Here is a 15,739-nt window from a genome sequence, read left to right as displayed (position 1 = left end):
ATAAGTCAATCTTTGTGCCAATACAAAACCAACTATTAAATTGTCAGTTTATGTTAAAATTGGCGTAAAAAAATCTGACAAGATGACATTTCAGAGGGTTTGTCATTCTGGCGGAAGTCGGAATCTGGAGCTGATTCCCGCTCTCCGCTGTATCTTTATGTTCTTAAAGAAAGAACATAAAGGATGCCGCTACTATCAGGGCTAGGAAATCTGATTCCTAAGTTCATTTGTTTCTATTCGATTACTTTAGAATTTCAATATCAATAATTCGTAATAAATAAACTACATTAGCAGAACATATAGAATGCTATTTGTAGCGAGAATGTACAAGTTAGCTGTAATGCCCTAAAAAATTCGCCTATAAATGAAAAAAAAAATCATTTTAATTTTTATATTTCTTTTTGTTACTTCAATAGCTAAATCACAAACTTTTCCTAAAGACTCACTTTATGGAAATGTCAAAAGAATTAGAGAAAAAGTAATTTTCTTAACCGAAATAGAAAATCTCCAATTACTATATTATGATGATTATGGTCATTCTGGATTTATGGGACCAGAATCAACAATATCAAGGTTTCATGACACTTGGTATTCTTCAAATTTTTGTTATTATTTGAATTATGAAAGATTCTTTAATCCTAATAGAAAAATAATTAAAGAATACTGGTATGGAAAAAGAGATGATTTTATGAATTCATATAGATATGTCTATGATAAAAAAGAACGCTTAATTAGCACCATTGATTCTTCAGAATATTCCATAGATACTAGAAATCATTATTTTGAAGAATATGGAGATTATGTTGATGAAAATATTATCTACGAGAATTTAGAACTTAATATTTTTTCACATAACTATAAAAAATATAAAAATGGGAAAGTCATCAGAACAAAAAACTTTGATGATAACGGAACAATAAGTGAAAACATTAATCATTATAACGAATTTGGAAAATTAGATTATATAATTTATAAAAACCCAAATACTTGGAAAAAACTAGAAGGAAATAGTCATTCTTATGGAGTTCAAGATTCAATTGGTGTGACTTACAAAAATCTAATAAATGAATATGATATAAGAAATCGGTTAGTCAAAACTCGTACTTTTGATTTAGACTCTGATAAATATAGCAATGATGTAATTGAAAGTGGTCAAACAATTAATATTTATGAAGGAGATAATCTTATAACCAGATTTACAAGTAATAAAAATGATTATCAAACGTATTATAATTTTAGATATAACAAATCTAATCAATTAATTGCTAAATATTGTTGTGAAAAAGATATTGCAAATGCAAAAATCATTCAAAAATACAAATATAAAACTGATATAATTAGTGACTTAACTTATGAAGAAGAGTCTTTTGAAACAAAAAAAATGGTAAAGTATAATATTTCATATTCATACAAATATGATGACAACAAAAATTGGACAGAAATAATAAAAACAGTTGATGGCGTTAAGTTATATAAATGGATAAGAGAGATTGAATATTACTAAAAATCACTACAGCTAACACACGTTTGTAGCAATTGCAAGGTTTGGGCTTCTCCGGAATTTTTTTCGAAAATTCAAAAAGGAGTTTTGTACTTGGAATGGTCAGTGATAAATCATTGCAACTGCTACATGCCGCAAAACGTTAGCGACCAATGCAGAACGACACCCAAACCAACAAATAGATACAAAACTTCAATGCCAATTTGAACAATGAAAAAATATTTCTCACAAACGCGAGTTTTTAGTTTTCTGATACTATTACTTTTTGGCACTGCCTGCAACGGACCCGCTAAAAAAGACGTACCAAAAGAAAAAGGAAGTGAATCAAACATACTATCTGTTGCACATCCTAAACTTATAAAAACCATAGGCTCGCCTAAATATGGCAATGTACAATCTGCGCTGCAGGACAAAGCCGGTAATCTTTGGTTTGGCACCACAGAAAATGGTCTTTATAAATATGACGGAAAATCCTTTACCCAATTTTTAGTGACCGATGGTCTAAACAGTAATAATATTAATGCCATTTTGGAAGATAAAGATGGTAAAATTTGGATAGGTACTCCAGCAGGAGTTTGTCTTTACGATGGTAAAACATTTGCTAAAATCCAGATTCCTTTACGAAAAAAACTGCCTCCCAATAAGTTTAAAAAAACGCAGGAGGTATTCAGTATCATGCAGGACAGAAACGGAAAACTATGGTTCGCAACAATTGAGGGAGTTTACATCTACGATGGCAAATCTTTTACTCCGTTTATAATTGATGAAGGTGGAGTTGGCTATATGAGCAGTAACAATAATGCTGAATATATTTTAGAAGATAAAGCAGGTAACATTTGGTTTGGTGGACGGGGTAATAAAGGTGTGTTTCGTTACGATGGAAAATCTATAACCAATCTTAAACCAAATGGCGACAATTGGGCTTGGCCCGCATTGCAAGACAAGAACGGAAATATTTGGTTCAGCAATTGGAGCGGTGCTTACCGTTATGATGGAAAATCATTTACAAGTTTTACAAAAAGCAATGGCTTGCTAAGTGATTCGGTTATGCGAATTATAGAAGACAAAAACGGAAATATTTGGTTTGGTGGCGGTGGTGGCATTTGCCGTTACGATGGAAAATCTTTCACTTGTTTTACAACAAAAGATGGACTAATTAATCAGGGGATTTGGACAATTTTGGAAGATAAAACAGGAAATCTTTGGGTGGGTACGAGAGAAACAGGTCTCTACCTTTACGATGGAAAAACATTTATTAATTATTCGGAATATAAACACTAGCTTGTAACGGATAAACAAAATTTGCAACAACAGATAAAAATGAACAAAAAAAACATCAATCACTAAAACCAACAATCATCATGAAACAACGTTCCAAGCATTTTGCAGTAAAGACAATCCTAATTGGTCTATTCATCCAGCTAATTACAATACCGGTTTCCTTTGGGCAAACCAAAACAGAACAAATCGATAAGTTAATGAACCTGTATTCAGAATACGGGCAGTTTAACGGCTCCATTCTTGTCGCTGACGCAGGGAAAGTCATTTATAAAAAGGGATTTGGAATGGCAAACATGGAATGGAATATTCCGAACCAACCGGATACCAAACACCGATTGGGTTCTGTTACCAAACAATTTACCGCCATGTTGATTCTGCAATTAGTTGAGCAGGGAAAATTAAAGTTGGATGCTCCTATCTCAACCTATCTTCCTGATTATCCTAAAGCATTGGGCGATAAAATCACCATTCATCATTTACTGACGCATACCGCTGGAATTCCTAATTATACTTCGTTTCCTAATTTTGTGAAAGATTTAAGTATCAATCCGTACAGCCCGGAAGCATTTGTGAAAAAATTCGCTGACCTACCACTCGAGTTTACACCAGGCGAAAAATTTGCGTACAGCAATTCCGGTTATTTTTTATTGGGTTACATCATAGAGAAAGCTTCCGGTAAAACCTATGAGCAGTTTTTACAAGACAATATTCTTAACCCACTAAAAATGAATAATACCGGATTCGATCATCATGAAACGATTCTGAAAAACAGAGCTTCAGGTTATGAGAAAAACGGTAAAAACTTCAGCAATGCCAGTTATCTTGATTTATCTATTCCTTACGCTGCTGGTTCCTTGTATTCCACTGTAGATGATTTGTATTTATGGGATCAGGCACTTTACACCGAACAGTTACTTTCGAAAAAAAATAAAGAACTTTTATTTAATTCCTATATCCCTGCAGGACCGGGACATTATGGTTACGGATTGTTCATCAATAAGGCTTTCAATGGAGAAAAAAATGAAAGTATTATGGTCATTGAGCATGGCGGTGGAATAAATGGATTCAACACCTTGCTTTCCCGTATTCCGTCTGACAAAAATCTGGTGGTTTTATTAAATAATACGGGCGGTACCAACTTAAACGAGATGAATAAAGCGATTAGAAATATCCTTTATAATAAACCGTATAGTTTGCCTAAAAAATCATTGGCTACTGCTTTCGTAGACGTAATTATGGAAAAAGGAATTGCATCTGGATTAACTTATTTTAAAGAAAATAAAAATTCAAATACCTATGCTATCAATGAAAATGAAATGAATAGCGCAGGATATCAATTATTACAAACCGGAAAAGTAAAAGAAGCAATAGAAGTTTTCAAACTAAATGTTGAAGCGTTTCCGCAATCAGGAAATGCTTATGACAGTTTAGGAGAAGCCTATTTGAAAAACGGAGATAAAAAGCTTGCTATACTAAATTATAAAAAATCCGTAGAACTGGATCCAAACAATGAAAACGGAAAAAAAGTATTGGAAGAAATTTCAAAATCTTAAATTATTGAACATTGTAAAGTCCTTTACTCCCTGTGGTAAAGGACTACAATAAGACACTAACACGATTGTATAAAACCAGCTACTTTATAAAAACTATTGCCAATTGAAAAAATAGATTTACATTTACTGACTGATTAGTCAGTAATAGATGTATGTTTATTTAATTTCTTTATTCGTAATGAGTGCATTATCCTATTTAAAACAAGTAAAATTTGGTAAACTGCCTGCAGGCAAAAGATTGGAAAGAATTAAACAATCACCAAATTATAAAAACGGTTCTTTTCAAAACCAAAGCATCACACCTGACCTGACGGAAGGAGCAAGCTATTATACCGTTGGTAAAGAGTTCTTTTTCGGGCAGCATAAAAATGTTACACCAGTTGACGAAATTCCAACCAAAAAAACAGACCTTTTGAATGTAGACCTAAACGAAAATATTTTGGTTTGGTTTGGGCATTCCTCCTACTACATTCAAATTGATGGAAAACGAATTTTAGTTGATCCAGTTTTAAGTGGTGTTGCGTCTCCATTTTCATTTTCAACAAAAGCTTTCAAAGGAACGGATCGTTATACAACGGATGATATTCCCGAAATTGACTACCTTTTTATTTCGCACGACCATTGGGATCATTTGGATTACAAAACCATTTTAAAACTAAAGCCCAAAATCAAAAAAATTATCTGCGGTCTTGGCACCGGTGAACACTTTGAGTATTGGGGCTTTGACACCACTAAAATCATTGAAAAAGACTGGAACGAGAAAATAGTTTTGGACAAAGGTTTTACGGCACATACGGTTCCTTCAAGACATTTTTCGGGTCGTGGACTAACTAGAAACAAAGCGCTTTGGACCTCGTATGTTTTACAAACACCAACCATGCAAATTTTTCTTGGTGGTGATAGTGGCTACGACAAACATTTTGCTGAAATAGGGAAAACGTTTGGTGAATTTGATTTAGCCATTTTAGAAAACGGTCAGTACGATAAGAGTTGGAAATACATTCACCTGATGCCAGATGAAATTTTGCAAGCAGCAAAAGACTTAAACGCCAAACGAATTTTCCCCGTCCATTCTTCAAAATTTGCGCTCGGGAATCATCCTTGGTACGAACCTCTGGAATTGATAACCGAAAATAACAAACAAGAAAACCTAAACCTTATCACACCAATGATTGGTGAACAGGTAAATTTAAAAGATACCACACAACAATTTTCCCAATGGTGGAAAGGTGTAAAATAATCCCATCAATTAGTAGTGAATATTACGATTTACCCTTGACAAAATAAAATCTGAATAATGGACAAGAGAGAAAAATTACTGGCGGCGGCGCTCAAACTATTTGTTGAGTTTGGCTTTCACGATACACCCACGAGTAAAATTGCAAAAGAAGCAGGCATTGCCAGTGGCACTTTATTTTACTTTTTCCCAACAAAAGACGAATTAGTCAAAGCTTTGTACATTGACATTAAAAGCCGTCTGAATGAACACATTTCGGAGATAATTAAAGACGAAAAATCGTTGCAGGGAATCTTGAAAATTTATTATTCTGCAACACTTCATTGGGCACAAAAACACAAGACGGAATTCCGTTTCATGGAACAATTTAACTCTTCGCCTTACTTAAAACAAATTGCAGAAGAAGAAACTCAGAAATACATTAAACCAATTATGGTTATTTTAGAAAATGGAGTAAAGGACAAAATCATAAAGCTGATGGATGTTGAACTCATTTTTACACTCATCTGCGGACACACTTTTAGCGTCAATCAATATTTAGTTGCTAAAGACTTTTCAAAACCCGAACAAGACACCGTTATTAATAACACTTTTGACTTGCTTTGGGACATGATAACATAAAAACAAGCTAACAAATGGATTTAAAACAGCATTATACTGCGCTATACAACGAATCTATTGAAAAGATTGTGACGAACACCTATCAAATTGACAATCAAATCGATTCGCTTTCAGATCGCAGATTTGGCATTACTTTATTAATTCGACCTGATAGTCAAACCAAAAAAAACATACAGAACTTTTTAGACGAACTAAAGCAAATTGATCCGGAGCAATATTATTATCCCAGTTCGGATATTCACATCACTGTATTATCAATTATTTCTTGTTACGATGGTCTTGATTTGGAAACAATTTCGATTCCCGATTATATTGCAATTATCGAAAAAAGTCTTGTTGGAATACAGAATATAGTAATCAATTTTCAGGGCATTACTGCTTCCCCATCGGCAATAATGCTTCAGGGTTTTACCAATTCTAATTCCTTAGATAATTTAAGAAACAACTTAAGAACAAATTTCACGAATTCTGGATTAGAGGAAAGTATCGACAAACGCTATTCCATTAATACAGCTCATTCGACTGTAGCACGATTTCGAAAAGAAATAAGTCATACAGAAAAGTTGATTGCAGTTTTAGAAAAGTATCGAAATTTTGATTTCGGAAAATTCAAAGTTAAAAAATACCATTTAGTTTATAATGATTGGTACCAACGGAAAGAATTTGTCAAAGAATTGCACGAATTTCAATCCATTTAAAAAAGCAGCAAACAAAAGTTTGCTGCAAGTTACGTTTGTACACAATCCATTAATTTACTGCCTTAGTAGATTTTCCTACCGTCAAATAAATGTGATTATCAGGATACAGAAATTCAATTTTTGTATGCTGCTGGTTTACTCTCATTTCTACTTGTTCATTTTCATTTTCTAAAGTATAAAACGTGTAATTCCTATCCTGAGGTAAAATACCGGAGTCAACAATTTTATATTTCATTTTCGTAGCCGTGAGGAAGAAAACTACATCGCGCTTTTGAGTGTCTAAGAACACAAAAGAGTATTCATTTCCAGTAATATTACATTCGCCTTGCTTAAAAGGCTGCTCATCTATGCAATACCGCTGCACGTTAAACACTTGTTCTTGAGCATACATACCACTCGTTAGCAACAACAATACAATTATTTTTTTCATACACATGGTTATTTCTGTTATCCGGAATTAGACAATCTTTTTTTGTTATACAAAAGACACGCCACAATATTTTTTGAGATAAAATAATCCCCAAATAGTTCTTTTACATTTACTTGCTTATCATAAAAAAGCCTTAAAAAGCAATGTTTACCGTAATCAAATTCCGTTTTTATTTGTATTTTCGATTTTCTAAAACCTACCTGCTTTCATTGAAATACAATCCTGAAAGTGCCCTAAAAATAATTTTAAAATAAAACAACAATGACTTCATTTAGCAAAGAATTATCCTTCCGTTGGTCTGATCTCGACCCTAATTTTCATGTCCGACATAGTGCTTATTATGACTTTGGAGCACAGCACCGTATCGAAATTCTGGAAAATTTAGGTTTAACGATGAAAGTCATGCAAGCACAAAGTTTTGGACCTATTCTTTTTAGGGAAGAATGTGTTTTTAGAAAAGAAATAAAACTTTCTGACAAAATTTTTATGCATACCAAAACCTCAAAAGTAAATGCTGATGCTTCTCGTTGGTCTATTGTACATGAGTTTTTGAATGAAGACAACAAACTTTGTGCAACCATAACTGTTGATGGTGCTTGGATGGATACCAAACTACGAAAACTAGCCTCTCCAACTCCTGAAATTGCAATTGAAGCCCTGAGTATTTTCCCTAAAAGTGACGATTTTGTAAGCCTTTAAATAAAAGACAATCCTTTAAATTACGCTGGAAACCATGACAAAAAATAAGCAAACTGTACAAAAATATATGGAAGCCTTTATGGCTAGTGACCATGAAAAAATTTTATCCTGCTTAACTGAAGATGTTACCTGGGAAGTACCTGGAATGTTTCGTTTATCTGGGAAAGAAGCATTTGATAAGGAGATAGAAAACGACAATTTTATTGGTAGTCCAACCATACAAATTATTAGAATGATTGAAGAAAATAATATTGTAATCGTAGAAGGTGCGGTCCAATCTAAAATGAAAAATGGCGATTTACTGGACGCTGTATTTTGCGATGTTTTCCATATGCAAAGCGAGAAAATAAAACATTTAACATCCTATTTAATGAATAAATGAAACTTAACTACAATATATAACTCATCACACAATCTCATTTAAATAAGGTTTGTTTTGCGACTGATATCGTTTTTAAAATCAACTTACCTCATTTTGGATACAACTATAAGAGATTGGGTTACTTTTAAATTTAGTATCATACTGACATTTGCATTGTTAATTTAAATCTACAATTAAATAAAAAAGTATGAATACTAATAAAAAAATCGAACTGGGAAGTCAAGGACTTTTTGTTCCAAAAGTAGGATTGGGTTGTATGGGAATGACCCAAATTGCAGGAATGGATGTTTATGGAAAAGCAGATGAAACCGAATCTATCGCTACTATCCACCGTTCATTGGAACTAGGATACAACTTCCTGGACACTGCAGATTTATACGGCCCTTTACTAAATGAAAGGCTTGTCGCCAAAGCCATTAAAGGAAACAGAAATCAATATACCATTGCCACAAAATTTGGTTATGAAATTGATGACAAGGAACAACTGACTTGGCAATTCAACGGTACAAAAGATTATGTAAAAAAAGCAGTGGAGCGTTCACTTAAAAACTTGGGAACTGATTATATTGACTTGTATTACCTGCATCGTTTAGACCCAAAGACGCCTATTGAAGAAACTGTTGCGGCAATGGCTGAATTGGTAAAAGAAGGAAAAATTGGTCACATTGGACTTTCAGAAGTTTCATCGCAGACCATAAAAAAAGCCCATACTATTCACCCTTTGACTGCGGTGCAAACAGAATATTCTTTGTTTGAACGTGGCGTAGAAGAAACAGGAATTTTAAAAACACTTCAAGATCTTGGAATCGGATTTGTGGCTTACTCTCCATTAGGTCGAGGATTTATTTCTGGCGATATCAAAAGCCCTGATGATTTTCCTGAAACTGATTTTAGAAAAAGTTTACCCCGTTTTCAAGGCGAACAATTTTACAAAAATATTACCTTGGTAAATGAAATAAAAACATTGGCTACCGAAAAAGAAATAACACCTTCACAATTAGCCATTGCCTGGATTGTTTCAAAAGGTATTTTACCAATTCCGGGAACAAAACGTGTGAAATATATCGAAGAAAATAATGCTGCTGCCGAAATTAAATTAAGCATTGAAGACCTAAACCGTTTAGAAACCATTATCCCATTAGGAACGATTACTGGTGCTCGTTATGATGCTGCCAATATGGGCGCTATCGATCAATAAAATAACATTATTCAGTAGGAAAAGCTATCTTTACTATTCACTTTTCCTACTGAATTTATAATTCGCATCATGAAAAAAGAGACCCATTCTCCGTATAGTATCAATTCCATTTCTGAGTTGCATCGTTTATTGCAATTACCTAAACCAAAACACCCATTGGTTAGTGTCATTAATCTGAATGAAATAAAATGTCATTTTGATGAAAGCATAAAAAGTTTCGTTTATAATTTTTATTCGATTTGTACCAAAAAGGATTTTAAAGGTAAATTGAAATATGGACAAAACTATTATGATTTTGACGAAGGCATTATGACTTTTTTTTCACCGGGTCAGGTAATTTCGACTGTTGTTGATGAAGATATAGCACTTTCAGGGATATGGTTAGTCGTTCACCCTGATTTTATCCAAAATTATGCTTTGGCAAAAAGCATCAAAGACTATGGATTTTTCTCCTATGCTGTAAATGAAGCATTACATCTTTCGGATAAAGAAGAAGCAATGATTACGGACATTATGCAAAATATTGATGCCGAATATTGTTCTGTAATAGACGGTTTTAGTCAGGATGTTATACTCTCACACATTGAATTATTGCTCAATTATTCCAACAGATTTTATAACCGACAGTTTATTACCCGTAAAAATGCCAGTAATGATTTGTTGAGTAATTTAGAAAAATTGCTTTTGGATTATTTTAATGGCAACAAAGTTCAGGAACTTGGTCTTCCAACTGTTCTCTACATTTCAGAGCAATTGAATGTCTCGCCAAATTATTTAAGTGACATGCTCCGATCACTCACCGGACAAAGTACGCAGCAGCACATTCACGATAAGTTAATTGAAAAAGCCAAAGAAATTTTGACCACAACTTCTTTATCCGTTAGTGAAATAGCCTACCAATTGGGCTTTGAATACCCACAGTCTTTTAGCAAATTATTCAAAAGTAAAACCAATGTTTCGCCTTTAGAATTTAGAAGCTCATTCAATTAAGCCTAAAAATGTATTATTGATAACGCATTGTATTTGTAAAAAGGAATGATACATTTAGCGATTATTACATAGCACGAAAACAAAAAACATGAAAAATTCCATACTAAAGAACAGTCTTTTAAGTCTGATTATTTTAAGCTTCGTATCATGCTCATCAGGAAAAACAGCTACCGTTAGTGGGAAAGTTTCGGCTATTCAAAAAGGGAAAGATGGCTACACCGCGACAATTGAAAACACAAAAGGACGCACTTATTTTGGAACAATTAGTATTCCTAATATGAATAATAATCCCCAGTTATTCAAACAGGCGGAAATTGGAGATACAATTACCGTGAAAGGAGAAGTTTGGAAAATGGGAAAAGAAAAACAAATTACTGTCAGAGAAATATTGGAACTAAAAAAGAAGACCATTGCAGAAGCTAAAATTACCGGAATAGTTCAATCTATCGAAAAAGGAAAAGATGGCTATACTGCCAAAATAAAAACAACTGAAGGCGTAATTTATTTTGCTGTAATCAGTATTCCAAATCTTGGAAGCCCCGAAAAATACCGTGCATTTAAAACGGGAGAAAAGGTTACTTTGTTTGGAGAAATCTGGAAAATGGGAGACGACAACCGAATCACAGTTAGAAAAATTTTAGATTAAAAAATTCTTAATTTCATTCATAAGAAATCGCTTTGGTATCAAGTTCAGAATTGAAAAGTATAAAATCGGATACAACAGGATTACATTGAATTTTCATGAACGTACAAGTAACATCCCCGAAATAACTGGCTACCGCCACTTCTGATGCATCTTTACCATTCGCTATTTTTACTAATCCATTTGCAACAGCTAATTTAGTGGGGTCAAAAAACAGCCATTGTCCACCAATATACGCTTCAAAACAAGCATGGAAATCCGGTGGATTAAGATTATACGCATAGCCGGTAAAATAGCGTGCCGGTATGTCTAACGCTCGACATAATGCAATCCCTAAATGAGCAAAGTCTTTACAAACTCCTACTCTATCAAGTAATGTATCGCAGGCTGAAGTACTGGAATTAGTAACGCCGGTTTTGTATTCGACAGTATTGAAAATCCATTCCTTTATGGCTTTTGCTTTAGCATATTCATTGGGCAAATATCCAAATTCATTCGTGGCAAATTCCAATAATTTATCCGATTCACAATGTCTGCTTGGAGAAATAAAAGGCAATACTTCGTGATCCAGATTTATAATTGGTATGGATTGCAAAAGTACTTTTTCATCATAAACGGTATAACTGACCTCTACCTCTGCTTCGTAAATTACAGTAAAAAACACGCCTTGTTCCACTTCCATTTTTACAAACCGTGTATCTGAATTTTTCAAAGTAAATTCTTCAAATTTTATGGAAGGTGTAACAATGAGTGTTTCTGAAATGATTTTTTGGCTCGAAGATTTAGCTGCCTGAATATTAAAAATAAAGGTAGTTGGAGAAAAAACTTCGTATGATAATTCACTGTATACTTTAAATCTCATTTTGTAAATATATAGTTTTACAATTAGCACTAAATGAAATTATTAGATTTATTATTGGCTAATTTCCCCTTTTATCAAATTCTTAAATCGGATAGAATCTATTTATGCAATTCCAAAAAAGTGATACTTTTTTTTATACTTTTATAAACACAACAAAAATTACGATCGGTTTTGAAAAAAGGATTCTAAATCGACATCCAAAAATAATAAAAGATGAAAACATTGGGACTTATTGGTGGGATTAGCTGGGTTTCTACTGCTGATTATTATAAACTTATTAATGAAGGAGTAAACGAGAAACTGGGAGGCATCAATTTTGCTAAATGCATAATCCATTCTTTCAATTATGCAGATATTATAAGAAACAATAACAACAATGATTGGGACTCAACATTTATTATGCTCTCAGAAGCCTGTGAAAACCTGCAACAAAGTGGTGCCGAAGCTATTGTTTTATGTGCTAATACAATGCATCTTTTAGCCGATAGAATTGAGGAAAAAATGACGATACCCGTAATTCATATTGCTACCGAAACTACAAAAGAAATAAAAAAATTGAATCTATCCAAAGTAGGGCTTTTAGGAACTAAATTCACAATGGAGCTGGATTTTTTTACCTCTAAACTTAGCAATGAAAATATTGAAACGTGTATACCGGAGTCGGAAGACAGAGATTTTATTCAAGATACTATTTACCATGAACTGGGAAAAGGAATCATTAACCCCGATACGAAACAGCGTTACATCAGTATCATCAATAAATTAATAGAAAATGGTGCTGAAGGAATTATTCTGGGTTGCACTGAAATTCCATTATTAATTCAACAAGAGGATATTGCCGTTCCTATTTTCGATACCGCCATAATTCATTCGGCAGCTGCAGTGGCATTTGCTGTAAGCTAAAATATATTGCTATAATTTTTAACTAAACCAGAATTAAATATAAATCAAATAAAATATGAAAACAGGAAAATTACTATTCCTAGTGGTTATCGCCTTAGCCATTACCAGCTTTAAAACAATAACGTCTGATTCTAAAAACGCAGCGCCATCAAGAGAATTCTACCAAATAAAAACCTATATTTTCAAAACGGAACAACAAGTTGAAACCACTGAAAAGTATTTGAAAGAAGCATTTCTTCCGGGTTTGAAAAAACTTGGAATTAAAAATATTGGTGTGTTCAAACCAAGACCAAACGCTACCGACACGATAAAAAAAGTAATGCTGGTGATTCCATTTTCATCTATGACTCAATTTCTAGGATTGGAAGATAAATTGGCCAAAGACAAAACCTATTTGGCTGCAGGAGCAGCTTATTTAAACGCTTCCTATAAACAAGCGCCATATTTGCGTATCGAATCTATTTTATTGAAAGCTTTTTCAGATCATCCATTTTTGTCAACTCCCGTTTTGAACAGTCCAAGAGCAAATCGAGTGTATGAATTGAGAAGCTACGAATCAGCAACCGAGGCGATTTATAAAAACAAAGTCGATATGTTTAATGCTGGTGGTGAAGTAAAACTCTTTGACCGCCTTGCCTTTAATGCGGTTTTTTATGGCGAAGTTATTTCGGGAGCCAAAATGCCAAACTTAATGTACATGACCACTTTTGCAGATCAGGAAAGTAGAGATTCGCATTGGAAAGCCTTTGTAGATTCGCCGGAATGGAAAGGATTAATAGCTATGGAAAAATACAAAAACAATATTTCCCATATAGACATTACTTTTTTGTACCCAACTGATTATTCTGATTATTAGTTTTACAAATCATAATTTCAATCCTAAACTACAACCCTTAAACAGTTGTAGTTTTTTTATTTAAAAACCTAAAATTTTTATTTTTTTTTCCGAACCAAAACAAGCACAAATACCTCATTAAGAAAAGATTAAATCATTAATTTTAAGTATCTTTAGTTCTATTTTTAACTATGGAAACCCTCAATATAATATTAAAACTTTCCGCCGGCGTGGGACTGTTCCTTTTCGCCATGTATCTTGTGGAGGAATCCTTAAAAAATCTTTCGGGTAGAAATTTCAAACTGTTTCTGCAGCGAATCACAAAAAACAACATTGGCGCCGTGGCAGGCGGAACAATAGTAACTGGTATTCTACAGAGCAGTTCTATGGTTTCGTTGATGGTATTGGCATTTGTGGGCGCCGGAGTTTTTACAATGAAAAATGCAATGGCTATTATTCTGGGAGCAAATCTGGGTACAACACTTGCCAGTTGGCTGGTGGCAACACTAGGTTTTAAAACCAATATAGAAGTGATTGCTTATCCGGCAGTTTGTTTAGGAGGTTTTCTCCTAATCCTCCTTGGGAATCGTAAAACCATAAAATATGTTTCCTATTTTCTTCTGGGATTTGGTTTGATGTTTATCGGGCTTTCGTTCATGAAAACGGCTATGGAAACGCAGGTTCACTATTTTGATTTTTCACAATATGCCTCGAAGCCATTAGTAATTTTTTTGATAATTGGTTTTTTGATTACGCTGGTTGTTCAATCTAGCTCCGTAACTATGGCGCTTACATTGAGCGCACTTAACGCAGGAGCAATAGGGTTTCCCATGGCAGCGGCAATCGTTCTGGGTAGTGAAACGGGCACCATCATTAAAATAGTATTGAGCGCTATTGGCGGAAATGCTTCCAAAAAACGAGTGGCATTGGGTAATTTATTATTTAATATTTTCATTACTGCCATTGCTTTTATATTACTTAGACCTATTCTTTTACTGATAACCGATATTATAAAAATCAAAGATCCACTCATTGGGTTGGTTACTTTTTCGAGTTTAATAAATCTGTTGGCTATTGTATTATTTCTTCCTGTTTTGGATTTATTCACCTCATTTTTGGAACGTTTTTTCAAAAATACCGATGGTTCGACAGCAGCATTTATAAACCACGCATCAATTGCAGAACCAGAAACCGCTTTGGATTTATTCAGAAGAGAGACTCGATATTTCATCCATAACTCGATGCTTTTCAATTTGGAATTATTTAAAATCCAAACCCATGAACTTGACCAAGAAATTAATTACACGGAAATCAATGATAAAAGAAATTTTGATGCAAAAACTACTGAAGAAAAATATGAATTCCTAAAACAGTTGCAAGGCGAGTTACAAGCTTTTTATTTGAAATTAAGAGCCAAATTAAATAGTGATGAAAATTCAGAATTGAACCAATTAATTTCGGCAGTGCGAAGTTCCATGCATGCGGTAAAAAGCATAAAGGATATTGGAAGCAACATTACGAATCTCAGCAGCTCATCAAAAGAGATTAAATATCAATTTTTTCTGCATCATAAAAAAGAAACTCAAGAACTCTACATGAAATTAAATACATTTTTGAATACGGATAAAAAGTCGGGTTTTGAAGAACTGAAAACTCAATTTGACACCATTCAAAAAAATTACACCTCAGCACTCAACACGTTTTATACTGAGGCGCAACTTGCACCTATTGAAGATATTGACATTACAACCGTAATAAACTTCAACAGAGAACTTTTTACCTCAAACAAGGCAATGTTAATGGCTGTAAAAGACATTTTATTAGATGAAAAACAAGCTCAAAATTTTAATGAAATTCCCATCTACAAAACATAAAAATTGCGCTTTGCCTTGTTATGTAATCTAGT

At 33.6% G+C, this 15,739-nt stretch carries 16 protein-coding genes; 14 read left to right on the top strand and 2 right to left on the bottom strand.

Annotated features, from left to right (window positions below; all coding sequences use genetic code 11):
- Positions 1–364 precede the first annotated feature (364 nt).
- From Q1W72_RS14705 to Q1W72_RS14680, 6 genes are all read left to right on the top strand, one after another.
- Positions 365–1,504, top strand: coding sequence for a hypothetical protein (locus Q1W72_RS14705; RefSeq protein WP_302136041.1), 1,140 nt, complete (start codon positions 365–367; stop codon positions 1,502–1,504).
- A gap of 207 nt (positions 1,505–1,711) precedes the next feature.
- Positions 1,712–2,782: a two-component regulator propeller domain-containing protein gene (locus tag Q1W72_RS14700; protein ID WP_302136040.1), complete on the top strand. Its 1,071-nt coding sequence runs from the start codon at positions 1,712–1,714 to the stop codon at positions 2,780–2,782.
- An 80-nt stretch (positions 2,783–2,862) separates the two neighbouring features.
- Positions 2,863–4,335, top strand: a complete 1,473-nt coding sequence (locus Q1W72_RS14695; RefSeq protein WP_302136039.1) for a serine hydrolase — start codon at positions 2,863–2,865, stop codon at positions 4,333–4,335.
- A 178-nt stretch (positions 4,336–4,513) separates the two neighbouring features.
- Positions 4,514–5,575, top strand: a complete 1,062-nt coding sequence (locus Q1W72_RS14690) for an MBL fold metallo-hydrolase (RefSeq protein WP_302136038.1) — start codon at positions 4,514–4,516, stop codon at positions 5,573–5,575.
- 57 nt (positions 5,576–5,632) lie between these two features.
- Entirely contained in the window at positions 5,633–6,193 is a 561-nt protein-coding gene (locus tag Q1W72_RS14685; protein WP_099715034.1) for a TetR/AcrR family transcriptional regulator, read from the top strand.
- Between the two features lie 14 nt (positions 6,194–6,207).
- Entirely contained in the window at positions 6,208–6,891 is a 684-nt protein-coding gene (locus Q1W72_RS14680; RefSeq protein ID WP_099715032.1) for a 2'-5' RNA ligase family protein, read from the top strand.
- A 49-nt stretch (positions 6,892–6,940) separates the two neighbouring features.
- On the opposite strand, the gene Q1W72_RS14675 is transcribed toward Q1W72_RS14680, so the two are convergent.
- Positions 6,941–7,327 carry a hypothetical protein gene (locus Q1W72_RS14675; RefSeq protein WP_143394888.1) on the bottom strand — a complete coding sequence of 129 codons (387 nt, stop codon included), beginning with the start codon at positions 7,325–7,327 and terminating at the stop codon, positions 6,941–6,943.
- 255 nt (positions 7,328–7,582) lie between these two features.
- Between Q1W72_RS14675 and Q1W72_RS14670 the strand changes: the two genes are divergently transcribed.
- The 5 genes from Q1W72_RS14670 to Q1W72_RS14650 all read left to right on the top strand — a co-directional run bounded on the left by Q1W72_RS14670 (position 7,583) and on the right by Q1W72_RS14650 (position 11,236).
- Positions 7,583–8,020 carry a thioesterase family protein gene (locus tag Q1W72_RS14670; RefSeq protein WP_099715028.1) on the top strand — a complete coding sequence of 146 codons (438 nt, stop codon included), beginning with the start codon at positions 7,583–7,585 and terminating at the stop codon, positions 8,018–8,020.
- Between the two features lie 34 nt (positions 8,021–8,054).
- A complete protein-coding gene (locus Q1W72_RS14665) occupies positions 8,055–8,402 on the top strand; it encodes a nuclear transport factor 2 family protein (protein WP_039110543.1) in 348 nt (115 codons plus the stop codon).
- 187 nt (positions 8,403–8,589) lie between these two features.
- Positions 8,590–9,600, top strand: a complete 1,011-nt coding sequence (locus tag Q1W72_RS14660) for an aldo/keto reductase (protein ID WP_099715026.1) — start codon at positions 8,590–8,592, stop codon at positions 9,598–9,600.
- 69 nt (positions 9,601–9,669) lie between these two features.
- Positions 9,670–10,590, top strand: coding sequence for an AraC family transcriptional regulator (locus Q1W72_RS14655; RefSeq protein ID WP_099715024.1), 921 nt, complete (start codon positions 9,670–9,672; stop codon positions 10,588–10,590).
- 88 nt (positions 10,591–10,678) lie between these two features.
- The gene (locus Q1W72_RS14650) at positions 10,679–11,236 is read left to right on the top strand and encodes a hypothetical protein (protein WP_099715022.1); all 558 of its coding nucleotides are present in this window, start codon (positions 10,679–10,681) and stop codon (positions 11,234–11,236) included.
- A 13-nt stretch (positions 11,237–11,249) separates the two neighbouring features.
- On the opposite strand, the gene Q1W72_RS14645 is transcribed toward Q1W72_RS14650, so the two are convergent.
- Positions 11,250–12,095 (bottom strand): transglutaminase family protein, encoded by an 846-nt coding sequence (locus Q1W72_RS14645; protein WP_302136037.1) that lies wholly within the window; start codon positions 12,093–12,095, stop codon positions 11,250–11,252.
- Positions 12,096–12,308: 213 nt separating this feature from the next.
- Here Q1W72_RS14645 and Q1W72_RS14640 point away from each other — a divergent pair, with 213 nt between their 5' ends.
- The 3 genes from Q1W72_RS14640 to Q1W72_RS14630 all read left to right on the top strand — a co-directional run bounded on the left by Q1W72_RS14640 (position 12,309) and on the right by Q1W72_RS14630 (position 15,707).
- Positions 12,309–12,998, top strand: a complete 690-nt coding sequence (locus Q1W72_RS14640) for an aspartate/glutamate racemase family protein (protein WP_302136036.1) — start codon at positions 12,309–12,311, stop codon at positions 12,996–12,998.
- A 55-nt stretch (positions 12,999–13,053) separates the two neighbouring features.
- Positions 13,054–13,854, top strand: a complete 801-nt coding sequence (locus Q1W72_RS14635) for an NIPSNAP family protein (protein WP_099715016.1) — start codon at positions 13,054–13,056, stop codon at positions 13,852–13,854.
- 170 nt (positions 13,855–14,024) lie between these two features.
- A complete protein-coding gene (locus Q1W72_RS14630; protein ID WP_302136035.1) occupies positions 14,025–15,707 on the top strand; it encodes a Na/Pi cotransporter family protein in 1,683 nt (560 codons plus the stop codon).
- The last annotated feature ends 32 nt before the right edge of the window (positions 15,708–15,739 follow it).

Origin of the sequence: Flavobacterium sp. ZE23DGlu08 (genome assembly GCF_030505335.1) — a bacterium.
In the GTDB taxonomy this organism is placed as follows: Bacteria; Bacteroidota; Bacteroidia; order Flavobacteriales; family Flavobacteriaceae; genus Flavobacterium; species Flavobacterium algoritolerans.
This window is presented reverse-complemented; position numbering and strand designations above follow the sequence as displayed.

Excerpts from the sequence above, each read along its gene's own strand:
- Q1W72_RS14630 (WP_302136035.1), top strand. The coding sequence starts at position 14,025 with ATGGAAACCCTCAATATAATATTAAAACTTTCCGCCGGCGTGGGACTG.
- Q1W72_RS14650 (WP_099715022.1), top strand. The coding sequence starts at position 10,679 with ATGAAAAATTCCATACTAAAGAACAGTCTTTTAAGTCTGATTATTTTA.
- Q1W72_RS14670 (WP_099715028.1), top strand. The coding sequence starts at position 7,583 with ATGACTTCATTTAGCAAAGAATTATCCTTCCGTTGGTCTGATCTCGAC.
- Q1W72_RS14665 (WP_039110543.1), top strand. The coding sequence starts at position 8,055 with ATGACAAAAAATAAGCAAACTGTACAAAAATATATGGAAGCCTTTATG.
- Q1W72_RS14655 (WP_099715024.1), top strand. The coding sequence starts at position 9,670 with ATGAAAAAAGAGACCCATTCTCCGTATAGTATCAATTCCATTTCTGAG.
- Q1W72_RS14675 (WP_143394888.1), bottom strand. The coding sequence starts at position 7,327 with ATGTGTATGAAAAAAATAATTGTATTGTTGTTGCTAACGAGTGGTATG.
- Q1W72_RS14705 (WP_302136041.1), top strand. The coding sequence starts at position 365 with ATGAAAAAAAAAATCATTTTAATTTTTATATTTCTTTTTGTTACTTCA.
- Q1W72_RS14690 (WP_302136038.1), top strand. The coding sequence starts at position 4,514 with ATGAGTGCATTATCCTATTTAAAACAAGTAAAATTTGGTAAACTGCCT.
- Q1W72_RS14640 (WP_302136036.1), top strand. The coding sequence starts at position 12,309 with ATGAAAACATTGGGACTTATTGGTGGGATTAGCTGGGTTTCTACTGCT.
- Q1W72_RS14645 (WP_302136037.1), bottom strand. The coding sequence starts at position 12,095 with ATGAGATTTAAAGTATACAGTGAATTATCATACGAAGTTTTTTCTCCA.
- Q1W72_RS14685 (WP_099715034.1), top strand. The coding sequence starts at position 5,633 with ATGGACAAGAGAGAAAAATTACTGGCGGCGGCGCTCAAACTATTTGTT.
- Q1W72_RS14680 (WP_099715032.1), top strand. The coding sequence starts at position 6,208 with ATGGATTTAAAACAGCATTATACTGCGCTATACAACGAATCTATTGAA.
- Q1W72_RS14635 (WP_099715016.1), top strand. The coding sequence starts at position 13,054 with ATGAAAACAGGAAAATTACTATTCCTAGTGGTTATCGCCTTAGCCATT.
- Q1W72_RS14695 (WP_302136039.1), top strand. The coding sequence starts at position 2,863 with ATGAAACAACGTTCCAAGCATTTTGCAGTAAAGACAATCCTAATTGGT.
- Q1W72_RS14660 (WP_099715026.1), top strand. The coding sequence starts at position 8,590 with ATGAATACTAATAAAAAAATCGAACTGGGAAGTCAAGGACTTTTTGTT.
- Q1W72_RS14700 (WP_302136040.1), top strand. The coding sequence starts at position 1,712 with ATGAAAAAATATTTCTCACAAACGCGAGTTTTTAGTTTTCTGATACTA.